Annotated in this window: 12 protein-coding genes; 7 read left to right on the forward strand and 5 right to left on the reverse strand. The window is 53.0% G+C overall.

All coding sequences use genetic code 11. From position 1 onward, the window contains the following. Positions 1 to 5: 5 nt before the first annotated feature. Positions 6 to 2,585 (reverse strand): bifunctional diguanylate cyclase/phosphodiesterase, encoded by a 2,580-nt coding sequence (locus BT114_RS08100; protein ID WP_072325864.1) that lies wholly within the window; start codon positions 2,583 to 2,585, stop codon positions 6 to 8. Between the two features lie 222 nt (positions 2,586 to 2,807). On the opposite strand from BT114_RS08100, the gene BT114_RS08105 reads away from it, so the two are divergent. The 3 genes from BT114_RS08105 to BT114_RS08115 are packed head-to-tail and all read left to right on the forward strand — an operon-like array spanning position 2,808 to position 8,494. Further along, positions 2,808 to 5,705 (forward strand): chemotaxis protein CheB, encoded by a 2,898-nt coding sequence (locus BT114_RS08105; RefSeq protein ID WP_072325865.1) that lies wholly within the window; start codon positions 2,808 to 2,810, stop codon positions 5,703 to 5,705. Continuing rightward, positions 5,692 to 7,926 (forward strand): putative bifunctional diguanylate cyclase/phosphodiesterase, encoded by a 2,235-nt coding sequence (locus BT114_RS08110; RefSeq protein WP_072325866.1) that lies wholly within the window; start codon positions 5,692 to 5,694, stop codon positions 7,924 to 7,926. Before BT114_RS08105 ends, BT114_RS08110 begins: the two co-directional genes overlap by 14 nt. Then, complete coding sequence (locus BT114_RS08115; RefSeq protein WP_072325867.1) at positions 7,907 to 8,494, forward strand: hypothetical protein; 588 nt, start codon at positions 7,907 to 7,909, stop codon at positions 8,492 to 8,494. The genes BT114_RS08110 and BT114_RS08115 overlap by 20 nt, the downstream gene beginning before the upstream one ends. Before the next feature lie 19 nt (positions 8,495 to 8,513). On the opposite strand, the gene BT114_RS14880 is transcribed toward BT114_RS08115, so the two are convergent. Together BT114_RS14880 and BT114_RS14885 are read right to left on the reverse strand one after the other, a co-directional pair. Beyond that, positions 8,514 to 9,218, reverse strand: coding sequence for a methyl-accepting chemotaxis protein (locus BT114_RS14880; RefSeq protein ID WP_177247059.1), 705 nt, complete (start codon positions 9,216 to 9,218; stop codon positions 8,514 to 8,516). Then, complete coding sequence (locus BT114_RS14885) at positions 9,181 to 9,744, reverse strand: cache domain-containing protein (RefSeq protein ID WP_072325869.1); 564 nt, start codon at positions 9,742 to 9,744, stop codon at positions 9,181 to 9,183. Before BT114_RS14885 ends, BT114_RS14880 begins: the two co-directional genes overlap by 38 nt. 179 nt (positions 9,745 to 9,923) lie before the next feature. On the opposite strand from BT114_RS14885, the gene BT114_RS08130 reads away from it, so the two are divergent. Beyond that, complete coding sequence (locus BT114_RS08130; RefSeq protein WP_072325870.1) at positions 9,924 to 10,298, forward strand: thiol-disulfide oxidoreductase DCC family protein; 375 nt, start codon at positions 9,924 to 9,926, stop codon at positions 10,296 to 10,298. A 3-nt stretch (positions 10,299 to 10,301) separates the two neighbouring features. Here the strand turns inward: BT114_RS08130 and BT114_RS08135 are convergent, their stop codons facing one another. Beyond that, a complete protein-coding gene (locus BT114_RS08135; protein ID WP_084662027.1) occupies positions 10,302 to 11,951 on the reverse strand; it encodes a sensor domain-containing diguanylate cyclase in 1,650 nt (549 codons plus the stop codon). Between the two features lie 263 nt (positions 11,952 to 12,214). On the opposite strand from BT114_RS08135, the gene BT114_RS08140 reads away from it, so the two are divergent. The 3 genes from BT114_RS08140 (at position 12,215) to BT114_RS08150 (ending at position 14,593) form a co-directional block, all read left to right on the forward strand. Beyond that, positions 12,215 to 13,114 (forward strand): LysR substrate-binding domain-containing protein, encoded by a 900-nt coding sequence (locus BT114_RS08140; protein ID WP_218163479.1) that lies wholly within the window; start codon positions 12,215 to 12,217, stop codon positions 13,112 to 13,114. A gap of 81 nt (positions 13,115 to 13,195) precedes the next feature. Continuing rightward, on the forward strand, positions 13,196 to 13,501 hold the full coding sequence (locus tag BT114_RS08145; protein WP_072325872.1) for a DUF7352 domain-containing protein: 306 nt from the start codon (positions 13,196 to 13,198) through the stop codon (positions 13,499 to 13,501). 99 nt (positions 13,502 to 13,600) lie between these two features. Next, positions 13,601 to 14,593 (forward strand): L-threonylcarbamoyladenylate synthase, encoded by a 993-nt coding sequence (locus tag BT114_RS08150; RefSeq protein WP_218163480.1) that lies wholly within the window; start codon positions 13,601 to 13,603, stop codon positions 14,591 to 14,593. A gap of 13 nt (positions 14,594 to 14,606) precedes the next feature. On the opposite strand, the gene BT114_RS08155 is transcribed toward BT114_RS08150, so the two are convergent. Then, positions 14,607 to 16,247: an alpha/beta hydrolase gene (locus BT114_RS08155; RefSeq protein ID WP_072326022.1), complete on the reverse strand. Its 1,641-nt coding sequence runs from the start codon at positions 16,245 to 16,247 to the stop codon at positions 14,607 to 14,609. Between the last annotated feature and the right edge of the window lie 276 nt (positions 16,248 to 16,523).

Genomic DNA, 16,523 nt, shown 5'->3' on the forward strand with positions numbered 1-16,523 from the left:
GATCATCATTCCCGGCAATGCAACCTTTCCTCCAGGCTGGCCACCGGCATCGGTCGCCCCAACAGGTATCCCTGAAACAGCTGGCAGCCTTGCTGCTGTAAAAAGGCAAGTTGTTCTGGTGTTTCTATGCCTTCAGCAATCACCTCCAGCTCCAGGCTTAATCCCAGCGCAATGATACTGGCAGCAAGGGCACGCTGCGGCTCTTGCGGATTGATGTCCCGCACAAAGGATTGATCAACCTTGAGCTGGTCCAGTGGCAATTGTTGCAGGTAGCTCAGGGATGAATACCCTGTACCAAAATCATCCAGAGAGATCAACAGCCCCAGGGCTTTGAGTTGCTGCATCTTGGCAATAATATCGCGGGTGTCATCCGCCAGCATGCTTTCTGTCAACTCCAGTTGCAGACGACGCGGATTGGCCCCTGTCTGACGCAACACCTGCTCCATCCTGGCCACAAAATCTGCCTGAGCAAATTGCCTGGCACTGACGTTGACAGAAATCACCAGATGACTGGTGCTGGCGGAATGGGACCAGCGTTCTGCCTGACTGAAAGCCTGCCACAACACCCAATCACCAATTTTGAGAATCAGCTCGGTTTCTTCTGCCAACGGAATGAACTCAGCAGGTGAAACCGCACCACGCTGTGGATGATTCCAGCGTATCAACGCCTCCACACCACAGATGTATCCGCTGGCATTCACCTGAGGCTGGTAATGCAGCTCAAAGTCCTGCTGCTGCAAGGCTTCATACATGGCCGCCTGCAGTGCCAGGCGGTCGATGGCCTGTTGCTGCATGGCCTGTTCATAAAAATGAATGGCATTGCGGCCCCGCGCCTTGGCACGAAACATGGCCAGCTCCGCTTGTTTCAACAGCTCTTCCGGCTGATCATCGGCATGAATCAAGGTGACACCAATGGATGCCGTGATGTGGTGCGCCTGCCCTCCCAGTACAAAAGGTTGTTTGATGACTGCAATCAGCTTTTCTGCCAGCTTCTCAGCGGCTGTGGCTGTCTGAGCCTGGTCCTGATCAGATTGCTGCAACAACACCACAAACTCATCACTGCCCAGGCGGGATAACGATGCTTCTGGCGGCAACACTGCACCCAGTCGCTCTGACAACAACTGCAGCAGCTCATCGCCGGCAGCATGCCCCAGTGCATCGTTAAACTGTTTAAAATGATCCAGATCCAGAAACAACAGACTGCCACTCATGTGTTCGTGACCAACAACCGCCTCCGCTATCGCTTCACGCAAGGTTTCCAGCAGTAGTGCCCGATTTGGTAAACAAGTCAGCGTATCAAAGTATTTCAGCCGATAAATTCGATCCTGGCTGGCCTTTTGTTCGGTTTGATCCACCAGGCTGGCAACATAATGAGTGACCTGCCCGGCCGGGTTATGAATGGCGGTGATGGTGAGGTGTTCCGGATAGATTTCACCATTCTTGCGGCGATTCCATATTTCTCCCTGCCAGCGCCCTTCCCGCAATAGGCTGGCATACATCTGCTGATAAAAAACCGGTCCATGACGCCCTGAGTTCAGCAGTGCCGGTGTTTGCCCCAGCACATCTGCCTCACTGTAACCAGTAATTGCCTGAAAAGCCTGATTCACCTTAAGAATACGCTGCTCAGCATCAGTGACCAGAATGCCGTTTTGTGACTGAAACGCCATGGCGGCTATCTGCAGCTCTGATGTCCGTTGTGCCACTTTCCTTTCCAGGTGCCGGTTCATCTGCTCAATATGCTGCATCTGGGCCGCCAGCAAGCCCATTAACAGGCTGACCAGCACCACCGGTAACAACTCCAGCAAATGATGCAGTGAGTCCTGCCAGGACTCCAGCGCAGATGCCTCCAGTAACCAATAGCCATTGGGCAGCTGAACTTCATGCACGACTCTGGCAGGCAGCAACGCCTGAGATGAGGCATACACCAGCTGACGTGCCTGATCTGCAGGGTGATGATAAAAACGATACACCAAACCCTGTTCTGTCAGTGCATCAAATCCAGCCGCAGCCAGCAACGCCTCCATTCGTAACACGATGCTGGTAAAACCCCAGAACTCAGCAGCGCCAGCAGCGTTATCAAGAAAAACCGGCAGGCGTAAAATAAAAGCCTGACCACCCTGCACCAAATCCAGCGGACCACTGACCAGTTGACGCTGCTGTTGCATGGCCAACCTTGCATCAGGCCCCTGCAGCGGATCAGCCAATAAATCAAAACCGATGGAAGTCTCATTGCCAGCCAGGGGAAACGCCTGCTGTATCACCCCGCCCGGAGCCAGACTGAGATGCGACAAGCTGGAAGAAACCGCCAGCAACCCTGATGCCTTGGCTTCAAAAGCATCCAGCACACCACCTTCACTCTTCAATAACACCGCCAGCAACTCATTCACTGCCATGGCCTGATTCAACTGATATTCCAGCTGCAAGGCATGGCGCGCCAGCAAAGACTGCAACTCATGCTGCTCGGCCTGGTCATGATGCAGATGCAACTGCCTGACAAACAAACCGCCCAGCAATAAAGCCAATACTCCCACCAGCAATCCCACACCCAACGGAGAACGCATCATTTTATAAAGTTGAATCAGCATGCCTGACTCCAGGAAACGTTTCTGTCATGAGTGTAGTCAAAAGCACCTGATGCGTTTTTGAAAACCAACGGAGGTGGAACGACTGGAAAACGAAAATCACTATACCAAAAAAATGCAATTGAAATACACTTACACAATACCTCAACACAGAATAAATCAAGACATTTCTTTACCCAATGCTTACCTATTGATACATTAGAAAAAAACTAGGGAATTATGTACATGCCCGAACGCAAAAGTCAGCGCCGCAATACCCAGCAGCCCTATTGGATAGCTGTTGGCGCTTCTGCCGGCGGACTCGAAGCTTTAAAGGAATTCCTTGGTGCTCTGGATAAAGCCGATGACACCATTATCATCATTGCCCAGCATCTGGACCCCAGGCACCCAACCATCCTCAAGGATTTGCTGGCTCGCGCAACTCCCTTGCCAGTGGAACTGGTTGATCAGGAACTGACCCCACGGCCAGGCCATGTTTACATCGTTGCTCCGGGGCATAATGCCCTGATCGAAAAAGGCCGCATTCTTTTACAACCAGCGGCAGCAACAGGCCCCAAACCCTCCATCAACCTGTTGCTTTCCAGCCTTGCCGAAGACATCGGTGAGCAAGCCATTGCAGTGATTTTATCCGGCACGGGCACCGATGGCTCACAAGGCATCATGGCCATCAAGTCAGCCAATGGCCTGGTGCTGGCACAGGATGAAACCACCGCCAAATACTCTGGCATGCCCAAGGCAGCCATTGATACAGGATTTGTCGATCTGACTCTGCCGCCCGCTGCAATTGCCGCAGAAATCACCAACTTTATTGCGTCAGCGGGCAAAACCCTCAGCAAAGTCTCCGCCCCACGCATTCGCTCCAGCCTGGAAAAAATCTACCAACGCATCCTGGATCAAACCGGTTACGACTTCAGTGGTTACAAGTTAAAAACCATTCAGCGCCGCATTGCCCGTCGCATGGCAGTGCACCGCCTGGTCACCCTGGATGATTATGTAACCCTGATTGCATCATCCCACCAGGAAGTGGAAAGCCTGTTTAAAGATCTGCTGATTTCGGTCACTTCCTTTTTCCGTGACACTGAAGCCTTTGCTGATCTCGCTGGACTGATCAATCAACTGATTGAGCAGAATGCGGACAACCACCAGATCCGTGTGTGGGTTCCAGGCTGCGCCAATGGTGAGGAGGCCTTTTCCATTGCCATCCTGTTCCATCAGGCTTCTTTACTGCTGCGCAAGGAAGTCAGCTACCAGATTTTTGCCACCGACATTGACGAGCATGCCATGTCACTGGCCCGCAAGGGTATTTACACCACCGCACAAGTCCGTGATGTGCCTGCTGACTTGCTGGAACTCTATTTCATCAACAAGGATGGCCAGTACCATGTTCGCAAGGTGATTCGTGATCAGGTGGTGTTTGCTCGTCAGAATGTGATCATGGACCCACCCTTCTCAAGACTGGATCTGATCAGTTGTCGCAACCTGCTGATCTACTTTTCGCTGGAATTGCAAAAACAAGTCCTGCAAACCTTCCACTTTGCCCTGAAACCGGGACATTACCTGTTCCTTGGCAAATCAGAGTCTGCCAGCAGTGCCGTGCCGGAGCTGTTTGATCCTCTGATCAGTAAAAGCCAGATTTTTGTGCGTAAAAAAACCAACCTCTCCACACGTCTGGATCACATCAGCAGTGCTGTTTCAATGGCCAGTAGCCGCCACAAACAAGAACAGCGTGAACGACCACTGCTGCAGGAAAAACACAACATTGCAGCACGCATTGACCAGATACTGGTGGAACAACTCTTGCCCACTGCCGTGGTGATTGACAGCTCCGGGCAGGTACTGCATCTGCGTGGTGATGTCAGCCTTTACCTGTCCTTTCCGCAAGGCCGCATCGACACCAACCTTTTAAACCTGATCCGCGATGATTTGAAGGTGGATGTTCGGGCACTGCTGCAAAAAGCACGCAGGGATGGCAAAGCCAGCTGCCAGTCACTTTTTTATGAAAACAGCCAGCCTGAAAAAGCCCTGTTCCTGAATCTGAAGCGCATGCAACTGGAGGAAGCGGAAGAACTCTACTGCCTGACCTTTCAGGAATTGGACCTGTCAGAAAGTTTCATCACCAGCCAGGGAGTGATGACCGATGGTGATCAACTGATCAATGACAAGCTGCGCAAGGAAATTGCCATCTTCAAGGAACGGCTGCAAAACTCGATTGAAGACCTGGAAACCACCAACGAGGAACTGCAATCCACCAATGAGGAGTTGCAGTCTGCCAACGAGGAACTCCAGTCTGCCAATGAAGAGCTGCAAACAGCCAATGAAGAACTGCAGTCCACCAATGAAGAGTTATCAACCGTCAACCAGGAACTGGAAGTTAAAACCTACGAGCTGGAACAGGTCAACAACGACCTGGAAAACATGCTGGCACAGATGAATGAGTTCATTCTGCTGGTGGATAACCGTTTGAGGGTACAGCGTTTCACCCAGATTGCCGGGCAACTCCTGGGGTTGGATAACGGCGATATCGGCCAGGTCATCACCACCCTGGCACTTCGCCTTGAGCTGCCCAATCTGCGCCAAGAGCTTCTTAATATCATCGAGTCCGGTCAGCCTGGTCAGCAGCGCGTAAGGCATCAGGATCAGGTATATCAGGTTCGCATGGTCCCCTATACCGCAGACTCCAACAAGGTGGTGGGCGTGATGCTGTTTTTTGAGCAGCACAGAGAACAACTTAACGCCAGTGAATGTGAATCACTGGCCCTGCTCAAGATGCTGAGTGCGCAGCCAGGCGAAACAGCAAAAATGCTGATTGATCAGACCGGTGTGATCATTTATGCCGATCACGCCCTGGAAAACCTCTTTGGTTACCCGGTTGACGCCATGCTGTACCGCAATATCAAAACCCTGATGCCTGAACCCTACAATCGCCACCACGACAGTTATATCCAGGCTTACCTGACTGAAAAAACCAAGGGTCTGGTCGGTAAATGGCGTGATATCACTGCCCTGACAGCAGAAGGAGAAAGGCGTCTGCTGAAAATCAAGGTGGAGGCCATTCAGCTGAAGGGTGAACCTCATTTTCTCGGTTTCATGAAACTGCTGGATGCTGACGATGAGTGCCAATAACCATCACCTGCCCCCAATGGATGCAGACCAGCTGCTGCAGGACGTGACGGCTTTTCGTGAAGAAAACGCCCGCCTGAAGGATCTGGTTGAAAAACTTCAAGGTCAGTTGAATGTACTTGAGCTACAGGTCTGTGAGCTGGAAGCAGATGCGCTGATTCAGGAACAATTGACAGGACAGGACCTCCAGCAATCTGCTGCACTTGAAGCCTTGTTTCAGCAAGCCCCTGTTGGCCTTGTGGTGCTGGATTCCCACCTGGATATTCTTGCTGTCAATGCGTTTGCAAGACAGCTCCTGAAAATCAATCATGACACGGGGGTTCGTCAGAACCTGCGCAAATATCTGAAAAAAGAAAGTGGTTTGGCTCTTCTTCAGCAACTCAGTCGTAACAGCAATCCTGAACAGCAAACCAGTATTCTGATGCTGAACAATGGCCAGCTGCTTGAACAACATCTTGCACCCCATGAGGCAGCAGGTTACTTCGGACCTCGAACCACTTATTTACTGGCAGTCAGAAACATCACCCCGGCAGAATTATCCAGCCAGTCCCTATTCCTCGCCAACACTGTCATTGAGCAGATGCGTGAAGCCGTTTGCATCACTGATGCTCGAGGCAAAATTGTTCGCGTCAATCAAGCCTTCTGCGAAATCACTGGCTACAGCTCTCAGGAAGTGATCGGTCAAAACCCGAGGATGCTTAATTCCGGACGGCATACACTGGATTTCTACCGTGACTTATGGGAGCAGATCCATCACCACGGCTGGTGGGCCGGTGAAATCTGGAATCGTCGCAAAAATGGTGAGGTTTATCCCGAGTGGCTGATGATCAGCCGCATCCATGATGAAATGTCCGGACAGACTTTTTATGCCGGCATTTTCTCAGATATCACTGACCGCAAAGAACATCAGGAGCAGCTTGACCGTCTGGCTTTTTATGACAGCCTGACCGGTTTGCCCAACCGGACCCTGATGCATCAGTTTCTGGATGTTCAAATCAGCCATGCACGTCACAGGCAAGGCAAGCTTGCAGTATTTTTCCTGGATCTGGATAAGTTCAAGGAAGTCAACGACCATTATGGACATGCTGAAGGGGACCATATCCTGCGTGAAGCCACACAGCGCATTGTTGCACTGGTGCGTGAGTCAGACATGGCCTGTCGCATTGGTGGTGATGAGTTTGTCGTGATCCTTTCCGGTTTACAGGATGAAGCGCTGGCCCATAACAAAGCCGAAGAGCTGGTTAAAGCCCTGTCTCGCTCTTATGAAACGCGCAAGGCCACCCACCGATTGAGTGCTTCCGTTGGTATAGCACTTTATCCCGTTCACGGTGACAACTCCGAAGACTTGCTGCGCCGGGCCGATGCAGCCATGTACCAGGCCAAACACAAGGGCCGTAATACCTGGGAACTATTCAACCCCGACCAGGAAGCCCAACTGGTCAGCAGTAATGAGATGGTCGCCTTGATGTGGCAAGCCTGCCAGAACCCTGCCGAACTGATTGAACTGCATTACCAGCCCATTCGAAATGCCCGACACCCTGACAAAACCCAGGAGTTTGAAGCACTTGTCCGTTTGCGTGGCGAACAGCAAGCACTGATTTATCCGGATCAATTCATCGAAATTGCCGAACAGAAGGGAGTGATCAGCGCCCTGGGCCTGGCACTGTTTGAAAAGTGCTGCATGGACCTGACCCACTACCGGATTGAAAAAGACCAGCGCATTTGCATCAACCTGTCACCGGTTCAGTTTCGTTCCGGTGAATTGCTGGAAAAACTCAGCCAGATTGCGGCCAGGTATCAGCTGCCGCTGAGTCGATTTAATTTTGAAGTGACTGAAACCGCAATGATGCAGGGGCTTTCACAAATCTCTGAAACACTGGATAGACTCAGAGACCTGGGTTGCCAGATTTTTCTGGATGATTTTGGAACCGGCTTTGCGTCACTTTCAATATTGAAAAGCCTGCCCGTTGATGCCCTCAAAGTGGACCGCAGTTTCATCCATGAGCTGGAGCACTCCGAAGAAACCCGTTCACTGGTCCGCGCCATGCTTGCCATGGCACAGGCTCTGGGTTTAAAAACGGTCATTGAAGGCATTGAAACCACCTGGCAGCTGAACTGGTTGCAAAATCACCAGGCCGATCTGCTGCAAGGTTATTTGTTCAGCAAGCCCCTGCCGCCACACCTGGCATTCAAGGAGCAAGCCGATGAGTCAGCCGGTCACTGAAAATCAGAGCCTTGAGCAAGCGCTGGAAACAGTCACGCTTACCGTTGATGCAGACAACTACATCCTCAGCCTGTCGAGCAACTGGGAAGCGGTTGCAGCAGCAGGCAATGCCGCAGACAGCCTGGCCTGTCAAAAGGTGATCGGCAAACCGCTGCATGAATTCATCAGCAGTGACACCACTCGCATGTATGTCGAAACCTGCCTGAAACTCTGCCGGTTGAAAAAAGCCACACTGTTTCGGCCCTATCGCTGTGACAGCACCACCCATAAACGCTTCATGGAATTACAGCTGACCCCACTGGACAACCAGGTGGTGGAAATGAAGCATTTTTTACTGAAACAAGAACCCTTTGAAACGCCCTTGCACTTTGAAGACATCAGCCATGATGCTCATGCCCTGCCTCAGCTACTGCGTTGCAGCATGTGCAACAAGGTGCGTCCGATACAGGGCGACCACTGGTCAGCCCCGGAACACTACCAGACCGGCAGTGGCTCCACCCCGGTGATCCACACCATTTGCCCTGACTGTAATGGCATGGTCTGGCAGAAACGCAGCCGCCCCAGATAGAGCGGCTGCGTGTTCCTGATTAAAAACGAAATCGCTGAACCAGGCTTTTCAACGCCTCAGAACGATCCGTTAACAGCTGATTGATCCCCTGCGCTTCCTGCATCGATTGGCTGTTCATTTCTGCCTGCGCATGAATGCGCTGCATGCTTTCACTGATTTCTTCCGCGACCAGACTTTGCTCGCGTGCTGCTTCGGCAATCTGCTGGCCGCGCTGATTCATTCGCTCAACACTTTGCTGAATGGCATCCAGAGCCTCGCCTGTTTGTGCAGCCCAGCTCACGCAAGTGGCAGCATCCCGGGTGCCCGCTGAAATGGCATCAGACACATCAGTGGCCGCATTCTGAACTTCCTGAATGATGCCGTTGATTTCGTGGGTAGCCTGCTGGGTGCGGCTGGCCAGCTGACGAACCTCATCAGCCACTACAGCAAACCCTCGACCATGCTCACCGGCACGGGCCGCCTCAATCGCCGCATTCAGTGCCAGCAAGTTGGTCTGGTCAGCAACATCTGCAATGGTTTCAATAACCTGCCCGATATTACGGCTACCCTGATCCAGTCGGGCAATCACTGCCAGCATGGCATCCATCTTTTCTGCCAGCCGGTTGATTGATTCAACGGTCGAGCCAACCACCTTCTGGCCATCATTCGTTTGCTGACGTGCCTCTTCTGCAGCAGCCAGAGTGGCTTCAGCATGCTCTGCCATCTGTGCTGAAGATGCTGCCAAGATAATCACCGGCATCCACGATGGGTGCTAGCCCCCTCACGGCAAAGCCTGCTCGACCGGCTTCATCAGCAACACCAAAAGGCCGTTTCTCAGACAACATGCGCTGGATACTCGGGCGAAAACGCACATCATCACCAAAATGCTCAGGATTCCAGCTGCGTAACCAGGAATACCCCTCCGCATTGTGAATCTGAACGCGCAACCCCCGGTAATTGGTTGTATCGCGAAAAGTGCGAATGACACGCTCCAGCTCAAGCAATGCAGGTTCACGCACACCGGAAAAGTAGGCATTGCGTAAACGTGGGCTATCGGCGAGCATCACAGCCAGACCAAGACCAAACTCTTCCTTGGCTTTAAGTCGCTCTGCCAGTATCAGCTGCAAAGCCTCGCTGCGGCTATCCATCACTTCCTCAGCCAGTACCGATTTGATGTACTGCACATAAGCAAGCCCGAACACCAGAAAAAAGAAACCTGACAACAAGGTGGTCAGCAGCAGCTTTTTCTTCAGACTCAGATTTCGGAACATTTTCACCTTCCATTCAGGTGCACCAAACAGGTGCTTCAATATCACATACTGCTAACATATGTAACAAAATGAAAATAAGATTACCTGATGGAAACAAAATGCTAATAAGAACCAGCAATGACACGTAAAAATACGATGCATATGTTATGCTTAAATGATACAAAAAAGGTTGATTACCCATGCCTGACATGCCACGCCTGTATTACGATGCTTCCTGCGGTCTTTGTCGTCGGGAAATAGAGCACCTGCGAGCAAGACTGGAACCCGGGGTTCAGCTGATCAATATCAGCGCTGCTGACTTTGAGCCTCCTGCGGGATACACCCTGGAACAGCTGATGGCACGCATTCATTTTTTTGATGGACAGCAAATGCTGCAGGGTTACCGGGCGACACTGAGTTACTGGAATGCAGCAAGCCTGAAAAGAACCTCGGCCATCCTGAGGCTGCCACTGCTCTTTCATTGCGGCGATTTCATTTACAATCGCTGGGCAAACTGGCGTATTCGCAGGGGGCAGCACTGTCAAATACCGGCACCCCAGAAGCCTGGTCTTTGACACCTAACGAGTCCGATGGAACACCAGCTGATTTCGTCCCTGTTGTTTGGCTCGATACAAGGCCTGATCAGCCAGAACCATCACGTGTTGCAGGTCTGGATCATCAGCAGGCCAGACGGCGCCACCCAGGCTGCAACCGATATGCACTGACTTGCCGTCAATGATAAATTCCTGATTCAGCTGATGAATGGCCTGCTCTGCAATCCGACTGAACACCGCTCGGGGATCAGCCAGTTCTGACTCCAGCAGGAATACAAACTCATCACCGCCCAGACGCACCAACAGCTGCCGCTCATTGTCGGCAAGCAACGGCAACAGGCGTCCCGCAACCTGCTGCAACAGCTTGTCACCCACTTCATGTCCATAGGTGTCGTTCACCTGCTTGAAACGGTCCAGATCCATGAACATCAGCGTCAGGTTTCCGGATGTACCGGGTGATTGCTGTCTGGCTCTGGCAAGAAACTCATTCATGGCATTACGGTTAGGCAGACCGGTCAGGGCATCATGATGAGCAATGCGATGCAGATGATCCCTGCTGCTTTCTGCCTTGATCAACTGCCCGACCAGCGTGCTGAGGGTATTGGATAACACCTCAACCTCTTCATAACCCTTTAATCTGGGCAATGTCCGCTGGCTGCCATCCAGCATGCTTCTGGCCGCCAGCGTGATCTGCTCCAGCGGCCTGGCCATCCGGCCCGCCAGCATCCAGGATAGAATCAGCACCAAACCACCAAACACTGACCCAATCAGCCAGATGATTCCCAGCATGTGCCGGGTCGGTTTGTAGGCTTTTTCCAGGTCCTGGCGCAGCAGGATCACCCACTCCAACCCCGGATAGTTCTGGTGGCCGGAAGACTGGACATAGCTGGTTAAATAAATTCGTCCATCGGGCCAGGTTTCGGTTCGAAAACCAATATCACCGCCCCGTGCCAGAACAATGCTTTGCAGATGCAGCGGCTGACCCACCTCAGTTTCAGGCCCGATCAGAACCCGGTTATCCGGCCCGCTGATGACATACATTTCGATGTTTTTGTGGGTGGCCAGCGGAATGGTCAGACCGTCAATGATTTCCCTGACCCAGTCCAGGCTCAGGTAAGCAGCCAGCACCCCGGAAAACTTCTGGTCATGATCCAGTACCGGGTAACTGATGCCTATCAAATGGGTCGGTGCAACACTAGAGAAGCTGCTATTTTCCGGTGAGCTGACCAGATCCTGCACACCACCAAAAAAACGCTGATGCCGTGCATTCAGGAAAATACGGTGGCGGGAAAGGTCTTCACCCACTCGCATTCCGGAGGTGGCTGCAACCACGCGGCCTTGCGGATCAATGAAACCAACCCATGAAAAAACCGGGATAAACTGATGCAACTGATTCAACACCTGTTGAATGCCTTCAACATCCTCGGGGTGACGCAGGGTTTCCAGGCCATTGATCAATGCCAGCTCAGCCGAACGCGACCAGACATAACGATCCAGCTTGTCAGCCATTAACCGGGTTGTTTCCACCAGCTCGTAACCGATTTCCTGTTTCAGGTATTCACTGGTTTTAAACCAGATCACCAGGCTTAAAACCAGCGTAAAACCGATCAGGGTTATCGACAAGGTGGCCAACAACTGCATTCTGAACTGCTTGATCCAGCTGAACATCAACATCCTGTACTCCTACCCCAGATCCAAAAGTCAGTGGTCCACTTACTTAACCCATCACTGGTGCTGATTGCTGCTGCAAACGCTGCAGATAATCTTCAACCTCCAGAGGGCGGCTGAACAGATAACCCTGTGCCAGTTAGCGCGAGCCGAACCTAGAGACCAGCAACAGCGCAAAAAGGTTGCATGATTTCAGTTTTTTCTTGCTTGATCGAATGAAAGCCGCTGTTTAGAGTCAACAACCAACACTTGCCTTCAAGGACATGGCCATGCTGCCCAAGGTGAATCTGAAACACCTGCATTACTTCTGGCTGATTGCACGGGAAGGCTCCATCGCCCGTGCCTCCGAGGTGCTGGATCTGGCACCGCAGACCCTGAGTGGGCAACTGGCTTCGCTGGAAGAGTCCCTGGGACATGCCTTGTTCCGGCGTGAAAACCGCAGCCTGAAACTGACGGAAAAAGGCCAGTGGGTGTATCAGTATGCCGAACAGATTTTTGCCCTGACTGAAGAAATGGAATCCGGGCTGAAGCACTTTGAAAAACAGGCGCCTCTGAAACTCAGGGTTGGCATTGCAGCCTCCATCCATAAACTGATTGCATGGCAACTGCTGGAGCCTGCCACACAGCTTGAACGATCACTGAATCTGCGCTGCCATACCGGGCAAACACCCGACCTGATTCGCAGTCTGAAAAAACAGGCTTTTGACCTGGTATTGACGGATCAGCTACCGGAAGATTTTTCCCAGTCCGGCCTGGTCGCCACTGAGTTGATGCGCACCCCCATCAGCCTGTTTGCCACCCCGGACACCACCCAACGCCTGCAGGCTGATTTTCCGAACAGCCTGCATGGTGAACGCTTGCTGGCGACTTCGTTCAGTACACCCTACTTCCAGCAGTTGCTGCTGTGGTTACAACAACGCCAGATCACGCCGGAGTTTGTGGCAGAAATTGATGACAGCGCCTTGATCAAGGTGTTTGGCAGTCGTGGCATGGGCATTTTTGCGGCCCCCCATGCCATCCGCGATGAAGTCTGCCGTCAGTATGGTGTCAGTGAACTGGCTCGCATAGATGGCGTCATGGATGCCATTTTTGCAGTCACCCGAACCGCATCACCCCAGCATCTGGCCATACGCAGTATCCTTGCCCACAAAAGCATCGAAAAAAACTGATCTTATTGTCTATAAAATCTGTTTATTCCATGGTTTTCTTGCGCTACTTTTCTCCCACGACTAGAGCAATCGGAGGTGGGTATGAAAACTGTTCACAAATTCCGTCTTGAATGTGGTGGTGCCCTTAACTCACTGAAGCTTCGCAAAGGCTTCCGTTTGGTTCACAGCGAATACCTGGTGACTGAAAAGGCCGTATTTGTCTGGATTGAAGTGCCTCTGGATCTGTCTCTACCCGAAGTCCAGTTGAAGCTGCGGGTGTTCCGCACCGGCGAAGCCATTCCCCGCAACTTCAGCTACCTGTCTTCTGCCGTGGATGGGTTTGGACCGGAGGCTTACCATATTTATTCGCTGGAGGCGCAGGACCTTGTGATGGGTCAGGTTGCCTGACCCTATCAACGAGGCTCTGACAGGCTCGCCTCACTCTTCGCCAGCACCTTGCTGGCGTTTTTTTTGCCTGAATTTCAACAAACCCACAATAAAATCAAAATGATCCAACTTGTTCGTGAAATGGAAGAAAAAAACCTGCCCAGCCAGGAAAAAATTGAACGTGCCGCTGAAATCCTGCATCAGGGGGGGCTGGTGGTCTTCCCCACCGAAACGGTTTACGGGCTGGGCGCTGACTGCCACAATCCTGCAGCAGTCCAACGCATCTTCAGTACCAAAGGGCGACCTGCCGACCATCCCCTGATCATTCATCTGGCCAGTGCCGAGCAATTGCATGATTACGCGGTGGACATTCCAGCCATTGCCGAACAGCTGGCACAAGACTTCTGGCCCGGCCCGCTCACCCTGATTCTGAAACGTCATCCGCAGATCAACCCACTGGTCACCGGCGGCCAGGATACCCTGGCCGTGCGAGTACCGGCACACCCGGTCGCTCAGGCCCTGTTGCAAAGCTTTGGACGCGGTGTGGCTGCGCCTTCTGCCAACCGTTTTGGCAGAATCAGTCCGACCACCGCCCAACATGCCCGGGATGAACTGTCGGGACAAATCAATTACCTGCTGGATGGTGGCCCCTGCGATCTGGGCATTGAGTCAACCATCATCAATCTGACCGGGCCAACACCCCAGGTATTACGCCCAGGCAGCATCACCGCCGCCATGCTGGAAACAATCACCGGACCACTGGCTGCACACCCATCAGCCAGCAGTCCTCGGGCACCCGGTAATCTGGACAGTCATTATGCCCCCCGCACAGCCACTTACCTGGTGACAAAACAGCAGCTGCAACAACCTGACTTCATCAACCGGGAGCCTGGCAGCACCGGAGTGCTGGCCATCAACCAACCGGCTCAACCCTTTTATCGCCAATGGTTAAGCCTGCCGGATGATGCTGCCGGTTATGCCAGAAATCTTTATGCGGCCCTGCGCACACTGGATCAGGCCGGACTGTCCTGCATCCTGATCCAGCAACCACCACAACAAGCCGAATGGCTGGGCGTGAATGACCGCTTGAGGCGTGCAGCCAGATGCCTGTAAGGACCCGCCCTGGTTATTCACGCCCTTCAGGCTGGAAGTGTTGTTTCAGTCGCTGGATATCCTGCTCAGTCCAGCCTTCCGGTTCGGTCAGGCCGAGCCAGGCATCAATGTAATGCGCCGGGGCATATTCATGACCAAAGCCTTTGGGTGCAATGCCAAACATGGTATCTGCACCCAGTTGCAACATGGTGACCAGCGGAAACCAGCGCAGGTCCGGTGATACGTCCGGGCCTCTGGGTGCTTTCATCCAGTCGGGTTCAGTCCAGGCAATGCCGGGGCTGAAAAAAGTTACCGGATCACTGGCATATTGCAGGTACACCAGGCGGAAACTGCCCCAGGCTTCCGTGGCCTGGTCCAGGCCCCGGGTCTGGTTCATGAAACGGATCACCGATCCACCCCGAAAGGTGGGCAGCCAGGCCGGTGAATCCTCATCCCGCTGGGCGGTGACCCGCCGCCAGGTGTTGCTGCGAAAGGGTGGCCCGGCCCACAGCGCACCATGAAACGGGTCATCAATGATGTCGAACAGGTCAAACGAACGGTCCGAGTTCAATGATCCCAGACTGATCCCGGACAGATAAAGGCGTGGACGGGTTTCCTTCGGCAGTTCACGCCAGTACCCATAAATGCGTGAAAACACTGATCTGGCCGTTTCTTCACCATAAGCCTGATTGGTCATCATGGTCAGCGGACTGTTCAGGTAGGAATACTGCACTGCCACGCTGGCCACATCCCCCCGATGCAGGTATTCCAGGGTGTCGATGGATGAGGCATCGATCCAGCCGGTTCCGGTCGGGGTGATCAGCAGCAACAGCGAACGTTCAAAACCACCGGTGCGTTTCAGTTCCTGCAAGGCCAGCTCGGCGCGCTGTTGCGGAGTATCCGCTGAAGCCAGCCCCACATACACCCGAACCGGTACGGCTGTTTCCTGACCAAAAAAATCCCGCAACCCTGCATCGCCCGGCCCACCAGCCACAAAACGCCGCCCCTGCCGACCCAGCTCTTCCCAGTTGATCAATGAGGCATGGCTGCCGGTCTGCCGTGCCGCCGTCGGGCGTGGCAAATGATCGTCAATCAGTGCATCCAGTTGTTTAAAAGAGTTGTTGGCGGTACGCATCAGGCTGTTGATCAATACCCCGTCGATCACAGACCAGAACAGCAGCACCACCACCAGAAAGCTGGTGAGATATGAGATGCGAAGCGGCACATAACGCTGCCAGCGAGCCGCCAGTGCATGCATGATCCAGTTGAACAACCGCGCCAGCGCCAGCACCAGCAGAAACACCAGCGTCACGATCAGGCCCAGGTAAAACGGCTGACTGGCGGTCAACAGCTCCAACCCCATCATGCTGCGCAGGGCGTTTTGCCACTCAGCGGCCTGCCAGGCAAAACGCAGCACAAACAACAGGCACAACACACTGGCCACGGCCTGAATGACCCGCGCCCAGCGCAGATGAAGGCTCGGCAGCTGCAAGTAGGACCAGAGCCACACCAGCAAGCTCCCCAGACCATAACCGGCTGAAAAGGAAAGTCCGGACAACACCCCCTGAATCAGGATGGGCCTGGGTAACAGTGAAGGCGTCAGGGAAAAGGCAAAAAAAACCGTGCCGATTAAAAGCCCTGTCAGGTTAGGTAACAGACCAACCCGCTGAGGCAAAGCGAAACAGCGGTTAAAAAACCATCTGACTCCCTGGAAAGTCATGCGAAAAATTCACCCCGGACCCGAAAAAGAAACAGAATGTATCAAGAATGTATCACTAGATGTCAAAATAATACTTGTCCTTTGGCGGGATCAACACCTGCACGGCATGGCTTGTGTTAGGGTTGCCAAGTGACTGAAAAATCAGGTTTGACACACAAGGACAAACCCGTTTTCGCAACAGGGATTATCGCCATATGCAGGCTTCGCCCGTCAAGAGCAAAACTGAAATCA

The organism is Marinospirillum alkaliphilum DSM 21637 (assembly GCF_900119735.1).
Classification (GTDB): Bacteria; Pseudomonadota; Gammaproteobacteria; order Pseudomonadales; family Halomonadaceae; genus Marinospirillum; species Marinospirillum alkaliphilum.

What these genes read in the sequence shown, in the direction of transcription:
- BT114_RS08100 (WP_072325864.1), bottom strand. Translation starts at nt 2,585, where the DNA reads ATGCTGATTCAACTTTATAAAATGATGCGTTCTCCGTTGGGTGTGGGA.
- BT114_RS08105 (WP_072325865.1), top strand. Translation starts at nt 2,808, where the DNA reads ATGCCCGAACGCAAAAGTCAGCGCCGCAATACCCAGCAGCCCTATTGG.
- BT114_RS08110 (WP_072325866.1), top strand. Translation starts at nt 5,692, where the DNA reads ATGAGTGCCAATAACCATCACCTGCCCCCAATGGATGCAGACCAGCTG.
- BT114_RS08115 (WP_072325867.1), top strand. Translation starts at nt 7,907, where the DNA reads ATGAGTCAGCCGGTCACTGAAAATCAGAGCCTTGAGCAAGCGCTGGAA.
- BT114_RS14885 (WP_072325869.1), bottom strand. Translation starts at nt 9,744, where the DNA reads ATGTTCCGAAATCTGAGTCTGAAGAAAAAGCTGCTGCTGACCACCTTG.
- BT114_RS08130 (WP_072325870.1), top strand. Translation starts at nt 9,924, where the DNA reads ATGCCTGACATGCCACGCCTGTATTACGATGCTTCCTGCGGTCTTTGT.
- BT114_RS08135 (WP_084662027.1), bottom strand. Translation starts at nt 11,951, where the DNA reads ATGTTGATGTTCAGCTGGATCAAGCAGTTCAGAATGCAGTTGTTGGCC.
- BT114_RS08140 (WP_218163479.1), top strand. Translation starts at nt 12,215, where the DNA reads ATGCTGCCCAAGGTGAATCTGAAACACCTGCATTACTTCTGGCTGATT.
- BT114_RS08145 (WP_072325872.1), top strand. Translation starts at nt 13,196, where the DNA reads ATGAAAACTGTTCACAAATTCCGTCTTGAATGTGGTGGTGCCCTTAAC.
- BT114_RS08150 (WP_218163480.1), top strand. Translation starts at nt 13,601, where the DNA reads ATGATCCAACTTGTTCGTGAAATGGAAGAAAAAAACCTGCCCAGCCAG.